General features: G+C 54.8%; 21 protein-coding genes. 6 read left to right on the top strand and 15 right to left on the bottom strand.

Annotation, left to right across the window (positions count from 1 at the left end):
* Positions 1–48: 48 nt before the first annotated feature.
* From Q1B13_RS19870 to Q1B13_RS19800, 15 genes are all read right to left on the bottom strand, one after another.
* Positions 49–525: a DUF3768 domain-containing protein gene (locus Q1B13_RS19870; protein ID WP_299083298.1), complete on the bottom strand. Its 477-nt coding sequence runs from the start codon at positions 523–525 to the stop codon at positions 49–51.
* A 1,147-nt stretch (positions 526–1,672) separates the two neighbouring features.
* Complete coding sequence (locus tag Q1B13_RS19865; protein WP_299083295.1) at positions 1,673–3,745, bottom strand: FAD-dependent oxidoreductase; 2,073 nt, start codon at positions 3,743–3,745, stop codon at positions 1,673–1,675.
* A 66-nt stretch (positions 3,746–3,811) separates the two neighbouring features.
* On the bottom strand, positions 3,812–4,729 hold the full coding sequence (locus Q1B13_RS19860; RefSeq protein WP_299083293.1) for a helix-turn-helix transcriptional regulator: 918 nt from the start codon (positions 4,727–4,729) through the stop codon (positions 3,812–3,814).
* Between the two features lie 63 nt (positions 4,730–4,792).
* Positions 4,793–5,239 carry a thioesterase family protein gene (locus tag Q1B13_RS19855; protein WP_299083441.1) on the bottom strand — a complete coding sequence of 149 codons (447 nt, stop codon included), beginning with the start codon at positions 5,237–5,239 and terminating at the stop codon, positions 4,793–4,795.
* Between the two features lies 1 nt (position 5,240).
* Complete coding sequence (boxA, locus tag Q1B13_RS19850; protein ID WP_299083292.1) at positions 5,241–6,431, bottom strand: benzoyl-CoA 2,3-epoxidase subunit BoxA; 1,191 nt, start codon at positions 6,429–6,431, stop codon at positions 5,241–5,243.
* On the bottom strand, positions 6,428–6,595 hold the full coding sequence (locus tag Q1B13_RS19845) for a hypothetical protein (protein WP_299083291.1): 168 nt from the start codon (positions 6,593–6,595) through the stop codon (positions 6,428–6,430). Before Q1B13_RS19845 ends, boxA begins: the two co-directional genes overlap by 4 nt.
* 60 nt (positions 6,596–6,655) lie before the next feature.
* Positions 6,656–8,107: a benzoyl-CoA 2,3-epoxidase subunit BoxB gene (gene boxB, locus Q1B13_RS19840; RefSeq protein ID WP_299083290.1), complete on the bottom strand. Its 1,452-nt coding sequence runs from the start codon at positions 8,105–8,107 to the stop codon at positions 6,656–6,658.
* Positions 8,108–8,140: 33 nt separating this feature from the next.
* Positions 8,141–9,802 (bottom strand): 2,3-epoxybenzoyl-CoA dihydrolase, encoded by a 1,662-nt coding sequence (boxC, locus tag Q1B13_RS19835; protein ID WP_299083288.1) that lies wholly within the window; start codon positions 9,800–9,802, stop codon positions 8,141–8,143.
* 128 nt (positions 9,803–9,930) lie between these two features.
* A complete protein-coding gene (locus tag Q1B13_RS19830) occupies positions 9,931–10,344 on the bottom strand; it encodes a DUF309 domain-containing protein (protein ID WP_299083286.1) in 414 nt (137 codons plus the stop codon).
* Positions 10,344–11,156: an alpha/beta hydrolase gene (locus tag Q1B13_RS19825; protein WP_299083285.1), complete on the bottom strand. Its 813-nt coding sequence runs from the start codon at positions 11,154–11,156 to the stop codon at positions 10,344–10,346. The genes Q1B13_RS19830 and Q1B13_RS19825 overlap by 1 nt, the downstream gene beginning before the upstream one ends.
* Positions 11,153–12,691, bottom strand: coding sequence for a benzoate-CoA ligase family protein (locus Q1B13_RS19820; RefSeq protein ID WP_299083284.1), 1,539 nt, complete (start codon positions 12,689–12,691; stop codon positions 11,153–11,155). The genes Q1B13_RS19825 and Q1B13_RS19820 overlap by 4 nt, the downstream gene beginning before the upstream one ends.
* A 22-nt stretch (positions 12,692–12,713) precedes the next feature.
* Positions 12,714–13,181, bottom strand: coding sequence for a DUF4863 family protein (locus tag Q1B13_RS19815; protein WP_299083283.1), 468 nt, complete (start codon positions 13,179–13,181; stop codon positions 12,714–12,716).
* 67 nt (positions 13,182–13,248) lie between these two features.
* A complete protein-coding gene (locus tag Q1B13_RS19810) occupies positions 13,249–14,745 on the bottom strand; it encodes a TRAP transporter large permease (RefSeq protein ID WP_299083281.1) in 1,497 nt (498 codons plus the stop codon).
* Positions 14,742–15,302 carry a TRAP transporter small permease gene (locus tag Q1B13_RS19805; RefSeq protein ID WP_299083279.1) on the bottom strand — a complete coding sequence of 187 codons (561 nt, stop codon included), beginning with the start codon at positions 15,300–15,302 and terminating at the stop codon, positions 14,742–14,744. Before Q1B13_RS19805 ends, Q1B13_RS19810 begins: the two co-directional genes overlap by 4 nt.
* Positions 15,303–15,375: 73 nt before the next feature.
* Positions 15,376–16,404, bottom strand: a complete 1,029-nt coding sequence (locus tag Q1B13_RS19800) for a TRAP transporter substrate-binding protein (RefSeq protein WP_299083278.1) — start codon at positions 16,402–16,404, stop codon at positions 15,376–15,378.
* A 205-nt stretch (positions 16,405–16,609) separates the two neighbouring features.
* On the opposite strand from Q1B13_RS19800, the gene pcaF reads away from it, so the two are divergent.
* The 6 genes from pcaF to Q1B13_RS19770 are packed head-to-tail and all read left to right on the top strand — an operon-like array spanning position 16,610 to position 20,691.
* Positions 16,610–17,812, top strand: a complete 1,203-nt coding sequence (gene pcaF / locus Q1B13_RS19795) for a 3-oxoadipyl-CoA thiolase (RefSeq protein ID WP_299083277.1) — start codon at positions 16,610–16,612, stop codon at positions 17,810–17,812.
* A 12-nt stretch (positions 17,813–17,824) separates the two neighbouring features.
* Positions 17,825–18,802: a 1,2-phenylacetyl-CoA epoxidase subunit PaaA gene (gene paaA / locus Q1B13_RS19790; protein WP_299083276.1), complete on the top strand. Its 978-nt coding sequence runs from the start codon at positions 17,825–17,827 to the stop codon at positions 18,800–18,802.
* On the top strand, positions 18,799–19,101 hold the full coding sequence (gene paaB / locus Q1B13_RS19785) for a 1,2-phenylacetyl-CoA epoxidase subunit PaaB (RefSeq protein ID WP_299083275.1): 303 nt from the start codon (positions 18,799–18,801) through the stop codon (positions 19,099–19,101). Before paaA ends, paaB begins: the two co-directional genes overlap by 4 nt.
* Positions 19,101–19,862 (top strand): 1,2-phenylacetyl-CoA epoxidase subunit PaaC, encoded by a 762-nt coding sequence (gene paaC / locus Q1B13_RS19780; RefSeq protein ID WP_299083274.1) that lies wholly within the window; start codon positions 19,101–19,103, stop codon positions 19,860–19,862. Before paaB ends, paaC begins: the two co-directional genes overlap by 1 nt.
* Position 19,863: 1 nt before the next feature.
* Positions 19,864–20,322, top strand: coding sequence for a 1,2-phenylacetyl-CoA epoxidase subunit PaaD (gene paaD, locus Q1B13_RS19775; protein WP_299083273.1), 459 nt, complete (start codon positions 19,864–19,866; stop codon positions 20,320–20,322).
* A 12-nt stretch (positions 20,323–20,334) separates the two neighbouring features.
* Complete coding sequence (locus Q1B13_RS19770) at positions 20,335–20,691, top strand: nuclear transport factor 2 family protein (protein ID WP_299083272.1); 357 nt, start codon at positions 20,335–20,337, stop codon at positions 20,689–20,691.
* Positions 20,692–20,693: the final 2 nt, after the last annotated feature.

Genomic DNA, 20,693 nt, shown 5'->3' with positions numbered 1-20,693 from the left:
CCTGCGCGGGTTGCGCAACCAGCCCCACCCTTTCGGGCGGAGCCGATTTCAGTAATCGCTCGGGAAAAGGATGGTCAGGACGCGGCGCGTATCGGCCAGCGAGGTTGGGTTCTCGGCACCGCCATCAAAGGTCCGGTTGTAGAGGTCGATTTTCCACCAGACCTTTTTGCCCATCACTTCCATGAACCCCATTTCGTGGGTTCCCTGTGGGTCGTTTTCCTCGGTGAAATCGTCGTAGGCTTGGACCGCCTCAAGGCAGGCTTGCAAGAATGCCGGGCCTTCGTTGTCGATAGCTGTGGTAAAGACCCACTGGCCGCTCCCGCCTGCGGATTCACGCTTGCGAAAAGCGTCATTCTGCTCGGCAATCATTGCGCAAATCTGCGCTTGGGTCATTGCCATATCTGCAACTTGTGCATTCATATCTGTTTCCTTCGTGGTGACGCGAATGCCGATGTTCCCCGGCCTGTCCGCTTGCGGTTTGGTTTGTTCCAATGGGCCAAGGAAACGGCCCATTGGCTGTGACATCGACACCCGCACCCCATCCGCGTTTTTCCCCGGCAAGGAGGGGGGCCGATGGAAAAGATCCGTTTCTGATCTGAGGACTGGGGGTCAGGCTGAAATTGGGGAAATTTGGGAGGGACCCGCGCGCTGGCGCGTGGGAGGAACCGGGATTTTCACGATTTCTGCTTGAGGCGCATGGGAAAGAGATATGTGAGCCACGCCCTGGCGCGGATCTCTCTTTGCGCCTTCCCCCTGGACCGGATCAGATACGAGAGATTTTCGGCCCCCTGACGTTCGGGGAAATCAAGCGCAGCAGACCGCCCGGCGGTCTGCTCAGCCAATTATGAGAATGTCAGGGCCGGGGTGAGCGCGGGCGCAAGCCCGTGTGGATCCCCTGCCCTGTCTCATGGATCAAGTGAGCCGCGCGCCCGCGCGGATCTCACAAGCCTCTTCAACACATCCAAATGCCGATGAGCTGCTATAGGTTCTCAACATCGCAACCCGAGGGGATCGGCAGTTTTCCAGTGCCCGTGATTTCGACCTTGGGAGAAAGGGATTTCGGCAAACCCGACGAAAACCCTGTAATCATTCGGGCACCGCAGCAGGCCACAAAGGCAGCACGCGAGAATGCGCAGATGAGAGCATGACAACACTCGGTTCGGCCCACCGTCTCCAGCGCCTGTACAGGCTACAAATTTTGACCATTCCGCGTCAGCGGGATAGTCTCATCGTGTCGGGAAACACAAAAACGCTCATAAGAGGTGTCATTCTGCACTGAGCCGGAGCAGACCCCGTGTTGCGCTGTCGACAACAAACATGTCTCCAACCTGCATCTCTTCAGGTTGGTTGTTTTGCTGAAGAACGGATCCAGCTTATTGTTGAATGATGAGGAAAAAATGGTCGCCGGGAATGCGACGAATGTCTCGTTGGGTTCGATCAATTCTCTGCGCGTTTTGCGACACAGATACAACATCGAAGCCTGCCGAGCTCCGAACTGAAAGCTGAGAGTCGATGTGATGCTTGCGCCGCGGCGGACTGACTTGGAACCTTCCGCATACCGCCCTCAGATCGGTTGCAAATTCATCGACATGGACTGGCTTGAGTCGCTCTGCTGTCATATTCATTTCCCTCCCTTTAAGTCTCCTCACCACCACTGGACGCGGCCTTCCGTTCAGGTCCCCTTCCCGAATAGTTGAGCAAATGAAGATCCCTCTTGCGCACATTTTATGACGCTCGGACTCGGAGTCCAGACTAGGGGATCTTCTTGAGCAAACGACTTGAGCTTTTCCAGAATTTTGGACGCACCCAATGTATCTGCATAGGCCAACAGCCCTCCCCGCCAACGTGGAAACCCGTAACCAAACACTGTTACAAGATCGATGTCGGCGGCAGAGGCCGCAATGCCTTCGTCTAAAATGTCGGCTGCCTCATTGATCATCGCAATGAGCAAGCGCTCTCGGATTTCTTCAGCAGTGAATTCTCGTCTTTCCACCTTTGCAAGATGCGCTTCCTCTATCGCAAGGTCAGCAACGATTGGGTCTTCAACTTTGCCAGCGCCTCCCGGGTACCGATACCAGCCAGCACCCGTCTTCTTTCCAAGCTTGCCCAATTCGACCATCCGGTCCGCAATTGGAATGTAACGACGATTGGGGTCACGGGTGGCATCTTGGCGGCGTCGATTTGCATGGGCAATGTCCAGCCCGGACAAGTCCTGAGCTTCGTATGGGCCCATGGCATAACCAAATTCGACCATTGCCTCGTCAACTTCCCAAGGCGCTGCCCCTTCAAGCAATACAGTGTCCGCAGCCTCGCGATAGCGGGCCAGAATTCGGTTGCCGATGAAACCATCGCAGACGCCGGAAAGAACTGGAATTTTGCGAAGTCGTTTTGCCAGGGCAAATCCGGTTGCCAGGGCTGCATCACTTGACTGGCTGCCTTCGACGATTTCCAACAGTTTCATAATATGGGCTGGCGCAAAAAAGTGGAAACCTACAACCCGGGATGGATCCTGTACGCAAGCCGCGATTTCGTTGACATCAAGGTATGAGGTGTTGGTGGCAAGGATTGCGTTTGCGGGCAAATGGGTTTGCAACATTCCAAAGATCGTCTTTTTCACCTCCATGCTCTCGAAGGCCGCTTCAATGGCAAGGGTCGCCTTTGCGGCCGCCCCATAGTCAGTGGTCGCAAGGAACTTTGCACGGTGGCTCTGCGCATCAGCGTCCGAAATCAGTCTGCGCTTCAGGCTGGCCGCCACGATTTTTTCAACATTTTCGTTTGCGCGCGTGACGCCTTCCGCGTCCGTCTCCAACAAAGTCACGGTCAATCCGGCATTCAGCAACGCGTAGGCGATGCCTGCCCCCATCGTGCCGCCGCCGACGACCGCGACATGATCAAGCGGTTGCTCGGCTCCTTTGATGCGATCAGGCGCCCGGGCTCCACGCTCCGCAAAGAAGATGTGGCGAAGGGCGTGCGCCTGATCGCCCCGGCGTAGTGCGAGAAAGGCCTCGCGCTCCTGCGCCATGCCGTCTTCCAAAGTCATCGTCGCGGACGCCGCGATCAGATCAATGGCCCGTTTCGGCGCAATTTGATTTGGCATTTTCCGCTCTGCAAGGGCACGCGCACCTTCAACTGCATCTGAATTCGCTGTTGGTTTCGGCAACGTGCTGATGGCCACTTCCAATGCAATCGTACCAAGATCAAGATGCTGCGCCAGCATCACTGGATCGTCGGCTTGCCCGTGTATCAGTCCAATTTCCTCGGCCCGATTGGCTGAAACAGGCCGCCCCGTTGCAACAAGATCAAGCGCTGCCTTCAGGCCAACCAGGCGCGGCAAACGCTGCGTTCCGCCAGCGCCTGGAACCACGCCGAGCGTGACTTCCGGCAATCCGATTTTTGCTGATGGGCTTGCGATCCGGTAACGACAGGCCAGGGCCAGCTCACAGCCGCCTCCTAGAGCCACGCCAGAAATCGCCGCAACCCAGGGCGTTTCGCAGGCATCAATACGGGCCACGATGTCGGGAAGATGGGGCGCAACCGGATCGGCGTCGAACTCACGCGCATCGGCTCCCGCTGCAAAGGCGCGCTCCGATCCACTGAGGATCACGCGGGAAAGGCCGTTTTGCCCATTCACCCAATCGAGCGCTTCAGATAACCCTTTGCGCACCTCCAGGCCAATTGCGTTCACAGGCGGATTTGACAGCGTGACGAAGGCAACAGTGCCTTCGCGCCGGACTTCGACAGACATTAACGATTCCTTTTTAGCGCTATAATGCCTGTGATGTGATATATTGCAACGGCAAAAGTGTGCGGCCTATGCGAAAAACCCACACATCTTTGTCAGCTCCAAAAGTTGCTCGAGGGAAGTTTCGAGCGGCGTCCCAGTTGTGTCGAGCTGTGCATCCGCCTTGGCATAGAGCCCTTCCCTGCTCTTTAGGATCGACCGCAGCTGCTCCATGGCATCTGCGTTTCCAGCCATTGGGCGTTCATCGCCCTGAGCCTGCACGCGGTTCATGTGTTCCTGCGGGCTGGCTTTGATCCAAATGGTATGGAACCTTGACAATAGTTTTCGGAAGGTCTCGGGTTCCGCAACGATACCACCTGCAACTGCAAGGATCATGCGATCATAGTTTTCGATGACGCGATCTAGTGAACTCGCCTCGAGCTTGCGATATCCCTCTTGGCCATAGAGTGCCATGATTTCGTCAATTGGCATACCGCCATAGAGCGCAATCTCTTTGTTTAACTCAAGAAATGGAACGTCCAACCTCTCCGCGGCCATGCGTCCAAGTGTGGACTTCCCAGCACCACGCAGACCAATGAGACAGACGCGTTCGGCTTTGTTGGCCTCCGTCGGCAGCGGATTCAGCGCACTCAAAACAAGCTGCTGTCTATGCTTGTCGGCCGTGGCGAACATCTCTGCAACCCGCATCTTTTCTGAGGTCCACGGGTCTTCTGCGCCTACAAACCATTCGATCTTGTGATCCAGCGCATGGGCAACCCGCTTCAGAAGCCCGATGGAGATATTGCCTTCGCCACTTTCAAGCTGGGCCAAATAGCGCGGGGATACACCTGACATTTCAGACAAAACCCGCCGTGAAATGCCTTTACGCTCCCGAGAAGCACGAACACGCAATCCTACATGCACGAGCAAGGCGGCAACCTGCCGTTCCATTTCGGTTTTGTCGTCGAGCTTCTTGGCCCCACCCGAAAAAGTCGCGATTTCCGCCATAGGGCGAACCCCCTTGATGAACAATAATGCATAGTATGCACCAACATCATCAAAAGGGAATGGCTAAACTTGAGCCATATCCAGTTCAGCAATGAATGGTGCAAGGATGTCGGTTATCTCCTTGGGAGGCGGAGACTTCTTAAAGGCATCCGCGACAATGAAGACGCTCACAGTGCGTGTAGCAAAACACAATGCCCCATCTTGCTCGCCGTCCACGCGGAACTCGATAGACGTCTCTCCGAGGCGAGAGGGCCAAACGTGACAAATCAATGGGTGGCGCGGTGTCACAGGGCTTTTGAAATCCATCTCCAGTCGTACAAATGGCGTCCCGACATTGCGATCGAGCTCCATCTGATACCAACCCTCTCCGAGATGCGTTTCCCACCAACCGTTGATGGCATCAAGTGCAAACCAAGGCAGTCGACCTGTGTAAGCGATCCTGGCCGGATCGCAGTCCCCCCAGCTCACATTGATCCTGTGACAATGCGCAGAACAGGGCCGAGGCGACATCTCAGTAGGTTTCAACGTGGTAGCGTCCTTCTTCACGCATCGTGTCTCGCAATGACAGCCAATCGGTGCCCATATCGCTTGCGATTGTCGAAAACGCGGAATTCACACCCTCTTCCATTCCCCGAAGCCCGCAAATGTAGATATAGCATTTGGGATCCTTGAGCATGTCCGCGATCGCGGGTTGATCCGTCAGCATGCGATCTTGCACATATTCCTTGGGTTCGCCCTCAACGCGGCTAAAAACAAGATGTTGTTTCAACAAACTCTCGGGTACTTTTTTCAACGGCCCGTGATAGGGCAAGTCTTTGGGGCTACGTGCTCCGAAATACATCGTCATCCCACCGTTTTTTGCGCCGACTGTCCGCTGACGTCGCATGGTAAAGGCACGCATAGGTGCGGAGCCGGTGCCAGTACAGATCATCATGATTCTGGCTTCAGGATCATCTGGGAGCAGAAAGGTCGCACCGAAGGGGCCGGTAATCTTAACGGTATCCCCTTTTTCAAGATCGCAAACAAAGTTTGAGCAAACTCCATGCTCCTCTCGTTTGACGGTAAGCGACACGTTGTTATAGCCACTTCGTTCGCCATCGCGCGGACTGGAGATAGAGTAGAGACGAGGAAGACGGGGCTTTCCTTCCGCGTCGGTTCCAGGCGGAATGATACCAACTGACTGCCCTTCCAGCACTGGCATCGGGTGGCCTTGAAAATCCAAGATGATGTGGCGAACGTCGACATTCCCATCTGAATCGGTCAGGCGGTAATTTCCTTGCACAACGGCCTCAACAGGCTTTCCAAGGTTATGGAGATTGATCGTGGGCTTTGCCGCTGTCGCTGGCGCTTTTGCCTTGCCGCCTGCCCCTTGATGCGCATCAGCGAGGAGTGCAGCCATCGCTTCATCCAAAGCATCCAGATCGGCATCTCCTGCTGGACCTGCAATGTCTTCTTGTGGCGGAAGTTCATCCCAAGAGTACTGTTCTTCAAGACTATGGGCGTCTTTAACGACACGCCATTCGTCGATCGATCCTGTCGGGCAAACTGGAATGCAATCCATGCAAAAGTTGCAAAGGTCGGCATTGACAACAACATTGTTGTCGTCGTGTTCAATGGCTTGCTCAGGGCAGGTCATTTCACATGTGTAGCAACGAATGCAGACTTCAGGGTCGATGAGATGTTGCTTGAATGGCTTGTTCATGCCGGGCTCCGGCTGGCCACAATAGTCGGGACGGTTAAGACGTCGAGCAGTGCCGCACACATCCCTTTGCATCCTTTGCACCCGATACACCCTTGAATGTCGGCGATCTTTTCGATGCTGGAAATTGGCTCTGCGTTTTTGACTGTAATACGTTCGATCTTCATCTCAATTCTCCTCAAGCCACGAAGTTTTGGCGGGGCCTTGTGCCCCGCCGTTTGACGCCGTTAGGCCATGTGAAGTTTCACATATTCGAAGTCGCCCGGTTTGTTGTCGATGCCCACCTTTGGTGCAGCGATCCAGCCTGCGAATTTCCCTGGTTCGTAGCAGGCGACCATGAGTGACTGGATGTAGGCACCATCTTCCTTTGTCGGGAGCCATTTCTCGGAGCTTGCGTTCCATTCCTCCGTCGAAATGATATCACCCTCGGGGTTGGCCTTAATCGCAGAAAACACACCGATCTGGCGATGGAATGCCTCATGAGGCAAAGCCAGGTTGAATGTGATACCCGCCTTCTCGATGATCTTGTTCCAACGCCCAATGCCACCGGAGGCATCTCGAACATAGTCATCGCGCAGACGCATATTGATTGCCGTCAGAGCAGGAACTTCCTCGCTGACGATTTTGCCGTCGACAACATTCCGGACAACGTAGGTATCGTGCTGCAACGAATGGTCGTCGTCGATCCGATTTTCCATGTAGCGACCTTTGATGCCAGCATTGAAGGCATTGGCCGCATTCGTCGACACCTCTTGTCCAAAGAGGTCAAGCGACAGCGAGTAGTGAAGGTTGAGCTTCTTTTGGATCGTTGGCAGATCAATCACGCCTAGGTCGCGAATTTTGCCAATGTCATAAGGGTCTGTAATCCCCGCTGCGTTCATAGCGTCGCAGGTCCGTTGGATCACGCGGCTCACGCCGGTTTCACCAACAAACATGTGATGCGCTTCTTCGGTCAACATGAAGCGGCAGGTGCGCGATAGTGGATCGAACCCAGACTGTGCAAGGCTTTCCAACTGCATCTTACCGTCACGATCGGTGAAGTAAGTGAACATAAAGAACGACAACCAATCGGGTGTTTCTTCATTGAAGGCGCCCAACATACGCGGCGCTTCATCGGAACCTGACGAGCGGACGAGCAGGTCATCGGCTTCCTCGCGTCCATCTTTACCGAAATACTTTTGCAGCAAATAGACCATCGCCCAAAGGTGGCGGCCCTCCTCAACATTTACTTGGAACAGATTCCGCATGTCGTAGAGGGACGGTGCCGTCAAACCAAGAAACCGTTGCTGCTCTACCGAGCCTGGCTCCGTGTCGCCTTGGATGACGATCAGGCGTTTGAGCATATTGCGGTATTCGCCAGGAACCTCTTGCCAGGCCTTCTCACCCTTGTGCTCTCCCATTGGGATCACGCGATCTTCGGCTTGCGGCGCAAGCAGAACACCCCAGCGATATTCCGGCATCTTCACATAGTCGAATTTGGCCCAGCCCTTTGGATCCACGCTAACCGCAGTACGCAGATACACCATGGATTCCTGAAAATCTTGCGGAATGAGTTTATTCCACCAATCGATATAGCCCGGATGCCATTTCTCAAGCGCCTTCAGGACTTTGCGATCTTCACTTAAGCCCACGTTATTGGGGATTTGCGTGTCATAGCTGACATTGATGAGGTCAAGCATGTCTTTCTCCTGCTAGATTTCTGGGGATGCGGGTCAAACCCGTTCCATGTTGTAGTCTCCGCGGACGCCAGTGCCGTAGCGCTGCAATGCACCATCGGCACCAACCGCGTTGGGACGATTGAAGATCCAGTTTTGCCAAGCAGTGAGACGTCCGAAGATCCGGGTTTCCATCGTCTCTGGTCCAGCAAAGCGCAGGTTTGCTTCCATGCCAGTCATTGCATCAGGGCTGAAAGATGCTCTCTCTTCCATGAAGATGCGGATTTCATCCTCCCAATCGATATCGTCCAGGATCATTGTGACCAGACCAAGATCGTTGGCGGCTTCGGCTTCCAGCTTCTCCCCCGTCCTCGCCTGCGCCTTGTCGACAATCTCCGGCTCTCCGAGGAAGCGCGTTTCAAGCCGGGTGAGGCCATTGCCCATTGGCATCAGTCCAAAATTCGCCTCAGACATTGTGACCGCCGCTGTCGGGCGATTGTCGCCGTCAAACTCGTCTTCCATCATATAGGTTCGGTCGACTGACCAAAGGATCTCCGCGAGAATTCCTGCAAAACAAGATCCATGCTCGACGAGCGCCGCCATAGACCGCGACGTTACATCGATACGCTTCAGGAGGCGCTTCCAGTATGACAAAACCTCATTGGCCAACCAATGATCAGCATTGTTGCGCAGCAGATCTTCATGGGACAGGAATGCGTCCGGGTCACCCTGGGTGCGGAAGACAAGCAATCCGATGTCCATTTCATTCAGGCGCAAATGTAAGATGGCATCATCTAGCTCTCGCGCGAGCCGCAACAGGTAGGCCTGATCCCCTTGCGCGGTGAAGGCCTCCATATCCGCTGGTGCCGCGTCTTCCGGTCCGTTCAGAGTGATGGTGGCTTTGCGGGCATCCCGGTCAATAACCACTTCTACGAGTGAATATGTGACCGAGCCATCATCACCGAATTGACGGTTAAGCGGGTTCAGGCAGACGCCTTGCTCGACGTCTGCCTTAGCGGATGACGCAGCGAATTCTTCGGCGCGCTCACGTACGACAGCTTCAAAAGTCGCGTTTGGGACGGCCTCATCTACCAACCGCCACTCAACCGCGCGCTTGCCCTTAACGCCCTCCTCGATCGAACAGAAAATATCCGCGAGGTCACGGCGTACCTTTCGCTTGTCTGTGACGCGCGTCAGGCCGCCGGTCCCCGGGAGAACTGCTAGGAGTGGTACTTCTGGCAAAGCTACCGAAGAAGTACTGTCATCGGTCAGCATGATGTGGTTGCATGCCAATGCAAGCTCGTATCCGCCACCAGCGCAGGCACCCTTCACCGCCGCGATGTACTTTTGACCGCTGTCTTCTTCGGCTGCTTCAAATGTGTTTCGGGTTTCATTCGTGAACTTACAGAAGTTCACTTTATGGCTGTGCGCGGCTCCGCCAAGCATGCGAATGTTGGCACCGGCGCAAAAGACCTTGTCTTTGCCGGACTGCATCACAACAACTTTGACTTCCGGATGCTCGAACCGCATTCGCTGAACGATATCGGACAATTCGATGTCCACACCCAGATCGTATGAATTCAGCTTGAGCTGATATCCGTCGAACAGGCCAGCATCCTCATTCACATCCATGATGAGATTGGCAATTGGGCCGTCATATTCGACGCGCCAGTGGCGATATTTGGAGGGGTCAGTCTGAAAATCTATGCCCTGTGTCATGGCGCTCTCCTATTTCTGTTGTTATGCATGATAGTGCGTCACTTGCTCCAGGTAAAGTGATATTGTGCATAATATCTCACATATTTATGTAAGTATATCAGAGTTTTATGAGTATCTCTGCATTCTTCCTAGAATGATGCTATATATTGCATGTCTTGCGAATCGAGCCCAAGTACAGGGCCGCGCGCTCTGGTTACCGCTTCTTTCGCAAGGCGACGGGCTTCTATGCCCAAACGACGTGCAGCAGACTTGCGCCCCATCTTCTGCTTCAATCGGGCATTTGCGGTCTGAATAACGGCTTGGGTCATGAGTTTTTCAGGTGAGTTTTGCGGGCAATTCATCCAGACCGCTTCCAAAACTTCGTGGGCCTCCCAGTAGAATCCCTCATCGAGAAAGGCCAAACCATATTGCCAGGCTTTTGATCCAGTGATCTCATCGAGACACATGGTGTCGGTGCCGGCTTTGATCAGATCAAAAAGGTCCTCCGGATGCCGGGACGTTTGCCCCGGAACATAGGCGTGTGATGGTCGCCAATTGGCCACTATGCCACCCGGACTTCGGACCGCTCTATCCTCTCAAGGCGCGAAACGAAGTCTGCAATCAGATGACGCGTCTTTTCCGCTTGATCCAGATGAGGCGAGTGGCGGCAGTTCTCCAACATTGCAACTTCAACCGGCGCGTAGCTCCTTGTTGCAAGCTCGTCAATTTGGGCGCTCGTTCCGTATTGGTCATCGTGGCCTTGAATGACCAATGACGGCACACGTAGGTAATCAATCACCTCGCTGACATCCCAGTCTTTGAATATTGGGGCCAACCATGCATCGTTCCACCCTCTAAATGTGGCCTCCGGGTCTTGATGGTAGGGCGCCATTCGTGTCGCAAGGTCGCCTGTATCAAACGCGTCCTTTGCCTTCGCAATGGCCATTAAACCCATGCCTTCCGTGAAGAAGTGTGGGGCCATCAGTACAAGTCCACGCACACGAGCATCAACTGCGGAGCCGGCATAAATGGCCGCTATCGTCGCCCCATCCGAGTGTCCAACGAGAATGCAACGCCCTATTCCAGCTTCGTCAAGGACCTGGGGAAGGACGGTATTTGCTTCTCTCGTCATGTAGTCGAGCTGACGAGGCAACGTTGCAGGATCCGACTGACCATATCCGGCCCGCGAAAACGCCAGCACACCGAGCCCTGTATCAGCGGCAATTTGTGCCGGAAAATCTCGCCAAAGCTCTACACACCCCAGACCCTCATGAAGCAGTACAAGTGTTGGTGCTTCGGTTGGGGACGGCCCCCAAGTGGCACATTCCAACACCATACCATCGACATTCACTGATTTGAGTTCCGACCAAGTCATGACTGTGCTCGCAGTTTAAAACGTTGAATTTTCCCGGTGGCGGTCTTGGGAAGATCGTCAACGATCTCAACCCACCTGGGGTACTTCCACATCCCGATCTTATCTTTGACATAGTCCTTCAGGTCTGCAATCGCAGCAGCCTCTTGACCATCTTTCAGAACCACAAATGCCTTGGGCTTGTCCAATCCCTTGTCGTCGGCATGGGCCACGACCGCCGCTTCCAGAACAGCAGGATGCTCGACCAATGTTTGCTCAATCTCGAAGGGGCTAACCCATATGCCAGACACCTTAAACATATCGTCCGTGCGCCCGCAGTAAATGTAGCGACCTTCCTTTGTGCGTTCGTATTTGTCGCCTGTCCGGGTCCACAGACCCTCGAAGGTTTCCCGGGACTTTTCGCGCCTGTTCCAATAGCTCTCAGCCGAAGATGGGCCGCATACCAAAAGTTCGCCCACTTCCCCCTCGCCGACATCCTGGTCATTGTCACCGACCAAACGGACTTCATAACCAGGCACGGCGGTTCCTGAGGTTCCGTAGACGACGTCGCCGGGTCTGTTCGACAAAAAGATATGCAGCATTTCCGTCGATCCGACCCCATCAACAATCTCTGCGCCGACGTGCTTCTGCCAAGCTTCTCCGACTTCGCGCGGCAATGCCTCACCCGCTGAGGTGCACAGGCGCAATTTCGATGAAATCGAACGCCCTGACTTCTCGAGTTCTGCGTTCATTGCGGCAAAAAGCGTTGGGACTCCGCAAAAGAGTGTCGGTTTGTGCTGCTCAATAATCTCGAAGGCGACATCGGGTACAGGACGCCCGCCAAGCAAAACAGTTGTTGCGCCAACCGCCATTGGGAACGAAATGCCGTTTCCCAGACCATACGCGAAGAACAGCTTCGCCACGGAATAAACGACATCGTCTGTCTGGATATTTAGAACTTGTGCTCCGAATGTGTCTGCCGTGGCCTTCAGACTGGAATGAACGTGACGCACGCCCTTCGGCATTCCAGTTGAACCCGAGGAATACAGCCAGAAGGCTGTTTCGTCTCCGCTCACAGACACAGTTGGTTGAGGCTCGGCACCCTTTGTGAAAGCCGAGAAGCTGATTGTGTTTTGCGGCGCATCTCCAATCACGACCACGGTCCGCAAGAAAGGATTCTCAGTGATGGCGGGTTCAACGGTCTCCCACAGAGCCTCAGAAACCACGAGAATAGACGCCCGGCTATCGGTCAGGATTGTGTCGTATACCGCGCTAGATAGGAGCGTGTTCAGGGGGATTGGAATGACCCCGGCTTTCAGGGCGCCCCAAAAGGCGACGGGAAACTCAATCTGATCCCGAATGAGCATCGCCATTCTTTCTTCGCGACGAATTCCCGCGCGGAGAAGCGCCCCGGCAAACTCGCTGGAGTCGGTGGCCAGTTGGCCGTATGTGATCCTGCGCTGACTGCCGTCGGCCTCAAGAAATGCGACTTTGTCGGCCCGCCCCTCTTCCAAATGGCGATCTACGAACCATGCCGCGGCATTCTCTGTTTTTAACATTATTTCCTCCCGACCCGGCGCATCATTTTCCGGTGAATTCAATTGCCCCTTCGGGCAAGAAATAGAGAACGTACGCATCACCGCCCGTGACAGTCGGGTGATGTTCCGATCCTGGCCCATAAACATACCAGCCTTCTGGTTTGCCATCGAACGCCGGCTCTCCGTCCAACGGGAAGATAGCGCCGATCTCACCCTGCGTATGAATGTGATGTGGACCCCGCACATCCTTCATGCGAACCACGTCGACGCTGAAATTCCCCGGAATCTCGCCTGGCTTCACCGCCCGGCCATATTTGATGCCTCCGGCTTCACGCGCCATGAGCCATCCATCTCTCTCGCCTTCTGCGCACAGATTCCCGAGCTTGCTGAAATCTGATGATCCCGGGGCTAAATCCCGATTTAGTTGGGCCTCAAGTGCCTGGTCCAACGGCGCATCTGCAATTTTTCCTGCGATCTTTCCAACTAAGTCTATGAAGTCTTGTTGGGCCATCTGGTGTCTCCTTCGTTCGTGTATTTCGGTGTGTCTTTGAATTCTGTCTTTGAGTGTTCGTGCAGAGTCATCCGAACGGGATCAGGAACAACGTGATCGCGGGGAAAAGTACGAGGATGACGACCCGGACGATGTCGGACCCAACAAAAAAGAGGACAGCCTTATAAGTGTCGAGCATGCGGGTGTTTGGATCCATCGCATTGATGACAAAGAGGTTCATGCCCACCGGCGGTGTGATCAATCCGACTTCAACGACAATCAAGACGAGTATGCCAAACCAAATTGCCGTTTGCTCCAGCGAGATCCGGTCCGCCATACCTTGTGTTACGCGGATGCCGATTTCCTTTTGCAGATCACGGCTTATCTCTGATCCAGTCGCAATCAGTGCCTCAATGTCGTTGCGTATTTCCGGAGCCAGGTCCGTGGCGGCAGACAGGGCAGCGCGTGCCGCGTCATGTTGCATCGCCACCAGGTCCACCAGCCCAAAATCCAAAACAGAAATCACCGGAAAGAAGATCGGGATCGTCAACAAGATCATGCTCAGACTGTCCATCACGCAGCCGAGAATGAGGTAAAAGACCAGGATGATCGCAAGGATCATCCACGGACTGAATCCATTCCCCAGAACATAGTCCGCAAGCTCCTGCGGAACATTGGTCAGAGCCAGAAACCCGTTGTAGAACCCGGCGCCCAAAATGATGAAGAAGATCATCGCGGTTGATTTGGCTGTTGTGATGAAGCTTTCCTGAAGTGTCGCGATGGTGAGACCGCCATTGAACAGCGCAATGAGACCGGTCCCTGCTGCTCCAATCGCAGCGCCTTCCGTCGGCGTGAACCAACCTGCGTAGATCCCGCCAACAACGAGCGAAAACACCAGTAAGACAGGCCAGACGTCAAGCAAAAGCCGAAAGCGCTCACCAAATGGAATTGCTGCACGTGTGCCTGCACTTTCCGGATAAAGGCGGACATAAATCGAGATCGCAAATACATACCCAAGGGCCGCAAGAATCCCGGGTATGAATGCGGCGAGAAACAGCTTGGCAATGTTTTGTTCGGTGAGGATCGCATAGATCACCAGCACCACTGAGGGTGGAATAAGGATCCCTAACGTGCCTCCTGCGGCCAGCGTAGCGGTGGAAAATCCGCCAGCATATCCGTATCGTTTCAACTCGGGAAGCGCGACCCGACCCATGGTTGCGGCTGTCGCCAGCGACGATCCACATATTGCTCCGAAGCCAGCGCAGGCGCCCACGGCGGCCATGGCCACACCGCCTCTGCGATGCCCAAGGAAACCTTCGGCCGCTTTGAACAAAGCCGTCGACATGCCCCCCAACGTAGCAAAATGGCCCATCAGAAGAAACATCGGCACAATTGACAAGGAATAATTCGAGAACGTCGTGTAGGTTTCTGACTTTAAGCGCCCAAGCGGGATGTTTGAGCTGCCGGTGACAAGAAATATTCCGATGGCCCCAGCTAGGAACATGGCCAAGCCAATGGGTACCCGGATGAAGATCAGGGCAAGAAGAGCAGGAAAGGAAAACAGGCCAATTGCAAAATCGCTCATGCCTCAAGATCCTCACCTACCAGCCATTCACGACACCGCAGACCAGCCATGTAGATTCCGACGATGGCACCCAAGGCGGCAGCGACGAAGCTGGCGGCATAACCCCACCAGACCGGAAACTGGAGGATGAAGGTGTTTTCCCCGAAACGCTGCTTGGCCAGCATGCCGCCAAAGAGTTGAACAGCGATGACCACCAGCACAATCGCAAAGACCACTTCGGTCAGCATGCGCAACACACGGTTCACGCGCGGCGAGAGGTTCGAAGTAAAGATGTCGACAACCGCATGACCGGATGTGAGTTGGCACAGGGGCATGAAGGCAAAAATCGCGAATGCCACTCCGGCTTCAACGATTTCGAAATCTCCGTTGATAGGACCGATCCCGAGATCGAGCGCCCATTCGGCGAAACCTGGAGCCAGACTCCCAATCCAATTGTGCAACATCCCGTTCAGTACGCGACCTGCAACGGACAAACAGGTGAGCAGGATCAGCAAACTGAGAGCGACACCCCCAAGAAGTGCCATGCCGTGGGCCAAACGCTCGATAAAGCGATGCATATCCCTCCCCCCGATTGTGGACGTCGTGTTGTGAGGCGCGCGGTTGGTTGCCAACCGCGCGCTCTTCAGGACATCAACCTTGATAGTCCGCCATCAGTGCCTTCGCCCGATCAATCAGGGCCTGGCCGTCGATGCCTTTGCTTTCCATTTCGGAAAGCCAGGCATCGTAAACCGGCATCGCAGCTTCCGCCCACGCAGCGGACTGCGCTTCATCGAGCGTGATGATATTGTTTCCACGGTCGAGCGCGATCTCGCGCGCAGGTTCATCGTATGATTGCTGCACCTCACCCGCAAATACCGAGAATTCCAGTCCGGAGTTTGTATCAATCACGGCCTGCAGATCTTCTGGGAGCGCGTCGTACTTGTCGTTGTTCATCGCCAAGACGAATGTCACAGTGTACATCATCGGGCCAGTGAACTCAGTGTGATTTTCGACAAGCTCCGGTACTTTCAGAGCACCGGTGACTTCCCAGGGGATCGTCGTGCCATCGATTACGCCTTTCGAAAGTGCCTCGGGCACGGCGGGCACGGGCATGCCGACAGGTGTCGCACCCAATGTATTAAGAAGCGCATTCACCTGTCGTGACGCGCCGCGTACTTTCATGCCGTTGAAGTCGTCCGGTGTAGTGATCTCTTTGTTGGCATGGATCACTCCGGGACCATGGACCCATCCCCCCAGAACCTTCACATCTGCAAATTCACGGGCGGCGATGTCCTCTTCCAACATCGTCCAAAACGCCGCAGATGCAGGGCGCGCATCTGACACAAGGAACGGCAGTTCAAAGACCTCGGTCGACGGGAAACGACCAGGAGTGTAGCCGATCACGTTCCAGGTCATATCGACAACCCCGTCAATGACTTGGTCAAGAAGCTCAGGAGGCTTGCCGCCCAATTGCATCGACGCGTAGCGATTGATTTTGATCCGGCCCTCTGAGTCCGCCTCGATCTTATCAGCCCAAACGTCGATGATTTTGGATGGGATCGTTGCCTGCGCTGGCAGGAAGCTTTGCAAATTGAATTCATACTCGGCGGCAAGTGCTGGTGTTGCAAATGCCAGCGAGACGGCACCCGCAATTCCAAGCATAGTTCTTCGTTTGATCATGGTTCCCTCCCTAGGGTTAGTGCAATGCGTTTTAATGCATATGGTGCATCATAGTGCTACATCTTTCGCGACATAATGCAATATATTTTTTGACTCTCGTTTTGTTACCGTTATTGTGTATCGCGAAAAATCTGTAACTTCTTGTTGCAAGAATCGATCATGCCATATATTGACCAACCGGTCGATCAATTTTTGGAGATGGCGGATGCAGGCCTTGATTTGTGATGGTGTGAGGACCCCGATAGGACGGTATGGAGGCGCGCTTTCGTCCGTCCGGGCAGATGATTTGGCCGCCCTGCCCATTGCTGCGCTCATGGAGCGAAACCCCACACTTGATCCAACACAGATCGACGAAGTGATCTTTGGCTCCGCCAACCAGGCCGGCGAAGACAACCGCAATGTCGCGCGTATGGCGTCGCTTTTGGCCGGACTTCCAGAGACTGTTCCCGGTACAACCGTGAATCGTCTCTGCGCCAGCGGCATGGATGCCGTTGGATTTGCAGCACGAGGTATCAAGGCAGGTGACTATGACATCACCGTCGCTGGCGGTGTTGAAAGCATGAGCCGCGCTCCATTTGTCATGCCGAAGGCGACAAATGCCTTTACGCGCGCCAATGCCATCTACGACACCACCATCGGGTGGCGCTTCATCAATCCCAAGATGGAAGAAATGTATGGCGTCGATTCAATGCCACAAACCGCAGACAATGTTGCGGCCGACTACGATGTGAGCAGAGCGGATCAGGACGCATTTGCCGCACGCAGTCAGGAGCGTTGGCATGCTGCCCATGTGTCAGGGGCCTTCGACGAAGAAATCGTCCCAGTCCACGTCCCGCAACGCAAAGGTGACCCGATCATTGTGGACACTGACGAGCACCCTCGCCCCGGCACGACCGCAGAAAAGTTGGGCACTCTGCACGGTGTCAATGGCCCTGAGCTCAGCGTCACGGCAGGCAACGCATCAGGTGTGAATGATGGGGCCGCTGCCCTTTTGATCGCATCTACTGAAGCCGCAAAGGCCAACGGACTTTCGCCCTTAGCCCGGATAGTTGCCATGTCATCCGCTGGCGTTGCGCCCCGCGTGATGGGAATCGGCCCGGTGGCAGCCACTGAGAAAGTCCTAAAGCGCTCAGGACTTACGATCGAACAGATGGATGTCATTGAATTGAACGAGGCGTTTGCAAGTCAAGGCCTCGCTACATTGCGTCAATTGGGCATCGCCGACGACGCACCACATGTGAATGCCAATGGCGGTGCCATTGCCCTGGGTCATCCCCTAGGCATGTCCGGAGCCCGTCTTGTTCTGACTGCCGCCTATCAACTGCAACGCAATCAAGGCCGCTACGCCCTGTGCACTATGTGCGTTGGTGTTGGCCAGGGCATAGCCCTCATCCTTGAGCGCGTATAGAGGAGAACGCCCATGTATGCTCAAATGGTCAAGTCTGAAGCGACCAAGGAAGACCCCGAGAAGCTTGCCGCTTTCCAGGCGCGTATTGATGCGGGTGAAAAGATCGAACCGAAAGACTGGATGCCTCAAGGCTATCGCAAGACCTTGATCCGCCAGATTGGGCAGCATGCCCATTCTGAAATCGTCGGGCAGCTTCCGGAAAGCAACTGGTTGACGCGCGCACCGACACTTGAGCGCAAGGCAATCCTTTTGGCCAAAATCCAAGACGAGGCCGGTCACGGATTGTACCTCTACTGTGCTGCAGAGACTCTAGGGGTTTCGCGCGACGAGTTGACCGAAATGCTGCTCGATGGCCGCATGAAATACAGCTCGATCTTCAGCTATCCTACGCTGACTTGGGCGGATATGGGTGCCGTTGGATGGCTCGTTGATGGCGCAGCGATCATGAACCAAGTGCCGCTGCAACGCACTTCTTTTGGCCCCTACTCCCGTGCCATGATCCGTGTCTGCAAAGAAGAGAGCTTCCACCAACGCCAGGGCTTCGACGTCATGATGAAGATGGCGACTGGCTCACCGGAACAAAAACGCATGGCTCAAGATGCTCTCAATCGGTTCTGGTACCCGGCACTGATGATGTTCGGACCTTCGGACAAGGATTCCGTTCACTCTTCCCAGTCTATGGCCTGGAAAATCAAGATGAACACCAATGACGAACTGCGCCAAAAGTTCGTCGACCAGACCGCGCCACAAGCGGATTTCCTCGGCCTGACGATCCCAGACGACAACCTCAAATGGAACGAAGAAAAAGACGGATACGACTTCAGTGAACCGGACTGGTCTGAGTTTCACGACGTGATCCAGGGAAATGGACCATGCAGCGTCGACCGACTTCGTGCCCGTAACAAGGCATGGGATGACGGGGCATGGGTGCGCGACGGTCTGTTGGCACATGCTGAGAAAAAAGCAGCAAGAAAGGTAGCGGCAGAATGACCAGCTCAGACAAAACCAAGCGCGAATGGCCTCTTTGGGAAGTTTTTATCCGCGGCCAACACGGGATGAACCACCGTCACGTCGGCTCACTTCACGCTGCTGACGCCGAAATGGCGATCCTCAATGCACGCGATGTATACACCCGGCGCAATGAAGGGGTCAGCATTTGGGTGGTTCCTACCGCGCAGATCAGCGCTTCATCACCGTCCGACAAGGGGCCGATGTACGAGCCCGCCCAAACCAAGGCTTACCGCCACCCAACCTTCTTCAATATTCCCGATGAAGTGGGGGCAATGTGATGGACAATCAAACTGCCCTCTTCGAGTTCCTCTGCCGGACCGGAGATAACACCCTGGTTCTTGGCCATCGTCTTAGCGAGTGGTGTGGCATGGCGCCCGCGCTCGAAGAAGACATTGCGTTGGCCAATGTCGCTCTTGACCTGATCGGCCAGACTCAAATGTGGTTGGGTTTGGCGGGCGAGATCGAAGGAAAGGGTCGCAGTGCAGACGATTTGGCGATGCTGCGTGATGCAACGGATTTCCGGAACCTTCTTTTGGTCGAGCGGCCGAACGAGGACTATGGCCATACATTGATGCGCCAGTTCTTTTTCGACACCTGGCATTTGGCTCTGTTGGAGACACTTCAAACTTCGAGCAACATTCAGGTTGCTGAAATTGCGGCGAAGTCGATCAAAGAAGTTCGGTACCACGTCACCCGGTCAACAGAGACCGTGATCGCTCTGGGCGACGGGTCTGAAGAAAGCCACAGGAGAATGCAAGATGCGCTTGAAGTTGTCTGGCCATACGTGGGCGAGATGTTTCACGATGACGACGTCGACGACGCCATCGCTGAAGCAGGCATTGCCCCTTTGCCATCGACGCTGAAAGAGTCGTGCTTCGCGAAGTTTCGCTCTGTCATAGAGCAAGCGACCCTGCAACAACCAGCAAGTGAGTTCGCCCATAAGGGCGGAAAGAGCGGGTTTCGACATACCGAACACCTAGGCCATATGCTGGCGCAAATGCAGCATCTGCAGCGCGCTTATCCTGGGTTGAATTGGTGAGATGAAACCCGACGTCGCTGATATCTGGGCCTGGCTGGACGATGTGCCTGACCCGGAGATTCCGGTGATTTCTGTGGTTGATCTTGGGATCGTGCGAGACGTGTGCTGGGATGGTGATACGTTAGAAGTGGCAGTGACGCCTACGTATTCTGGCTGCCCTGCAACGCGCGTCATTTCAACGGATATCGAGACGGCGCTAAGAGACAAGGGTATGAGCGATGTTCGCATCAAGACCCAAATTTCACCGGCCTGGACCACAGATTGGTTGACGGAAAAAGGCCGCGCGAAACTACGAGATTATGGCATCGCGCCTCCACGTGCGGCGGGCGGTCCCGACGCCTGCCCTCAATGCGGCAGTGCAGATGTCACCTTGGTCAGCCAGTTTGGCTCGACACCCTGCAAGGCACATTGGCGGTGCAAGTCCTGCCTTGAACCTTTCGACTATTTCAAATGCATCTGAATGGAGAAGAAAATGACGGATGCCACATCAACCCCCGAAGCCGTCGTTAATGCCTATGCGAAAGGCACAGCCACCCGCGATATTGCGCTGCTGAAATCGCTCTTTCATGAAGATGCGGTGATGACGGGCTACCTCGGACCCGACTTCCTCAACGGCAGCCCTGCCCCATTCTATGGCGCCCTCGAGGCAAATGAAGTTGGCAGCGACTATGCTTCGGAAACCACCAGCTTGGTGGTGACAGACAAGATCGCCTCAGCCGTAACCGAAGAAAAGAACCTGCTTGGTCTGAACTTCACCAATCACTTCCATCTCGCTCAATTGGGCGATGGCACTTGGCGCATCACGTCGAAATTGTTCCGCCACGCCTAAAA

The organism is uncultured Ruegeria sp., assembly GCF_947489545.1.
GTDB lineage: Bacteria > Pseudomonadota > Alphaproteobacteria > Rhodobacterales > Rhodobacteraceae > Ruegeria.
The sequence above is the reverse complement of the archived record's forward strand: the minus strand, read 5'-3'. Positions and strand labels throughout refer to the sequence as shown.

Coding starts and splice junctions, on each gene's coding strand:
- Q1B13_RS19870 (WP_299083298.1), bottom strand. CDS start 525: ATGTCACAGCCAATGGGCCGTTTCCTTGGCCCATTGGAACAAACCAAA.
- Q1B13_RS19865 (WP_299083295.1), bottom strand. CDS start 3,745: ATGTCTGTCGAAGTCCGGCGCGAAGGCACTGTTGCCTTCGTCACGCTG.
- Q1B13_RS19860 (WP_299083293.1), bottom strand. CDS start 4,729: ATGGCGGAAATCGCGACTTTTTCGGGTGGGGCCAAGAAGCTCGACGAC.
- Q1B13_RS19855 (WP_299083441.1), bottom strand. CDS start 5,239: ATGTCGCCTCGGCCCTGTTCTGCGCATTGTCACAGGATCAATGTGAGC.
- boxA (WP_299083292.1), bottom strand. CDS start 6,431: ATGAACAAGCCATTCAAGCAACATCTCATCGACCCTGAAGTCTGCATT.
- Q1B13_RS19845 (WP_299083291.1), bottom strand. CDS start 6,595: ATGAAGATCGAACGTATTACAGTCAAAAACGCAGAGCCAATTTCCAGC.
- boxB (WP_299083290.1), bottom strand. CDS start 8,107: ATGCTTGACCTCATCAATGTCAGCTATGACACGCAAATCCCCAATAAC.
- boxC (WP_299083288.1), bottom strand. CDS start 9,802: ATGACACAGGGCATAGATTTTCAGACTGACCCCTCCAAATATCGCCAC.
- Q1B13_RS19825 (WP_299083285.1), bottom strand. CDS start 11,156: ATGACTTGGTCGGAACTCAAATCAGTGAATGTCGATGGTATGGTGTTG.
- Q1B13_RS19820 (WP_299083284.1), bottom strand. CDS start 12,691: ATGTTAAAAACAGAGAATGCCGCGGCATGGTTCGTAGATCGCCATTTG.
- Q1B13_RS19815 (WP_299083283.1), bottom strand. CDS start 13,181: ATGGCCCAACAAGACTTCATAGACTTAGTTGGAAAGATCGCAGGAAAA.
- Q1B13_RS19810 (WP_299083281.1), bottom strand. CDS start 14,745: ATGAGCGATTTTGCAATTGGCCTGTTTTCCTTTCCTGCTCTTCTTGCC.
- Q1B13_RS19805 (WP_299083279.1), bottom strand. CDS start 15,302: ATGCATCGCTTTATCGAGCGTTTGGCCCACGGCATGGCACTTCTTGGG.
- Q1B13_RS19800 (WP_299083278.1), bottom strand. CDS start 16,404: ATGATCAAACGAAGAACTATGCTTGGAATTGCGGGTGCCGTCTCGCTG.
- pcaF (WP_299083277.1), top strand. CDS start 16,610: ATGCAGGCCTTGATTTGTGATGGTGTGAGGACCCCGATAGGACGGTAT.
- paaA (WP_299083276.1), top strand. CDS start 17,825: ATGTATGCTCAAATGGTCAAGTCTGAAGCGACCAAGGAAGACCCCGAG.
- paaB (WP_299083275.1), top strand. CDS start 18,799: ATGACCAGCTCAGACAAAACCAAGCGCGAATGGCCTCTTTGGGAAGTT.
- paaC (WP_299083274.1), top strand. CDS start 19,101: ATGGACAATCAAACTGCCCTCTTCGAGTTCCTCTGCCGGACCGGAGAT.
- paaD (WP_299083273.1), top strand. CDS start 19,864: ATGAAACCCGACGTCGCTGATATCTGGGCCTGGCTGGACGATGTGCCT.
- Q1B13_RS19770 (WP_299083272.1), top strand. CDS start 20,335: ATGACGGATGCCACATCAACCCCCGAAGCCGTCGTTAATGCCTATGCG.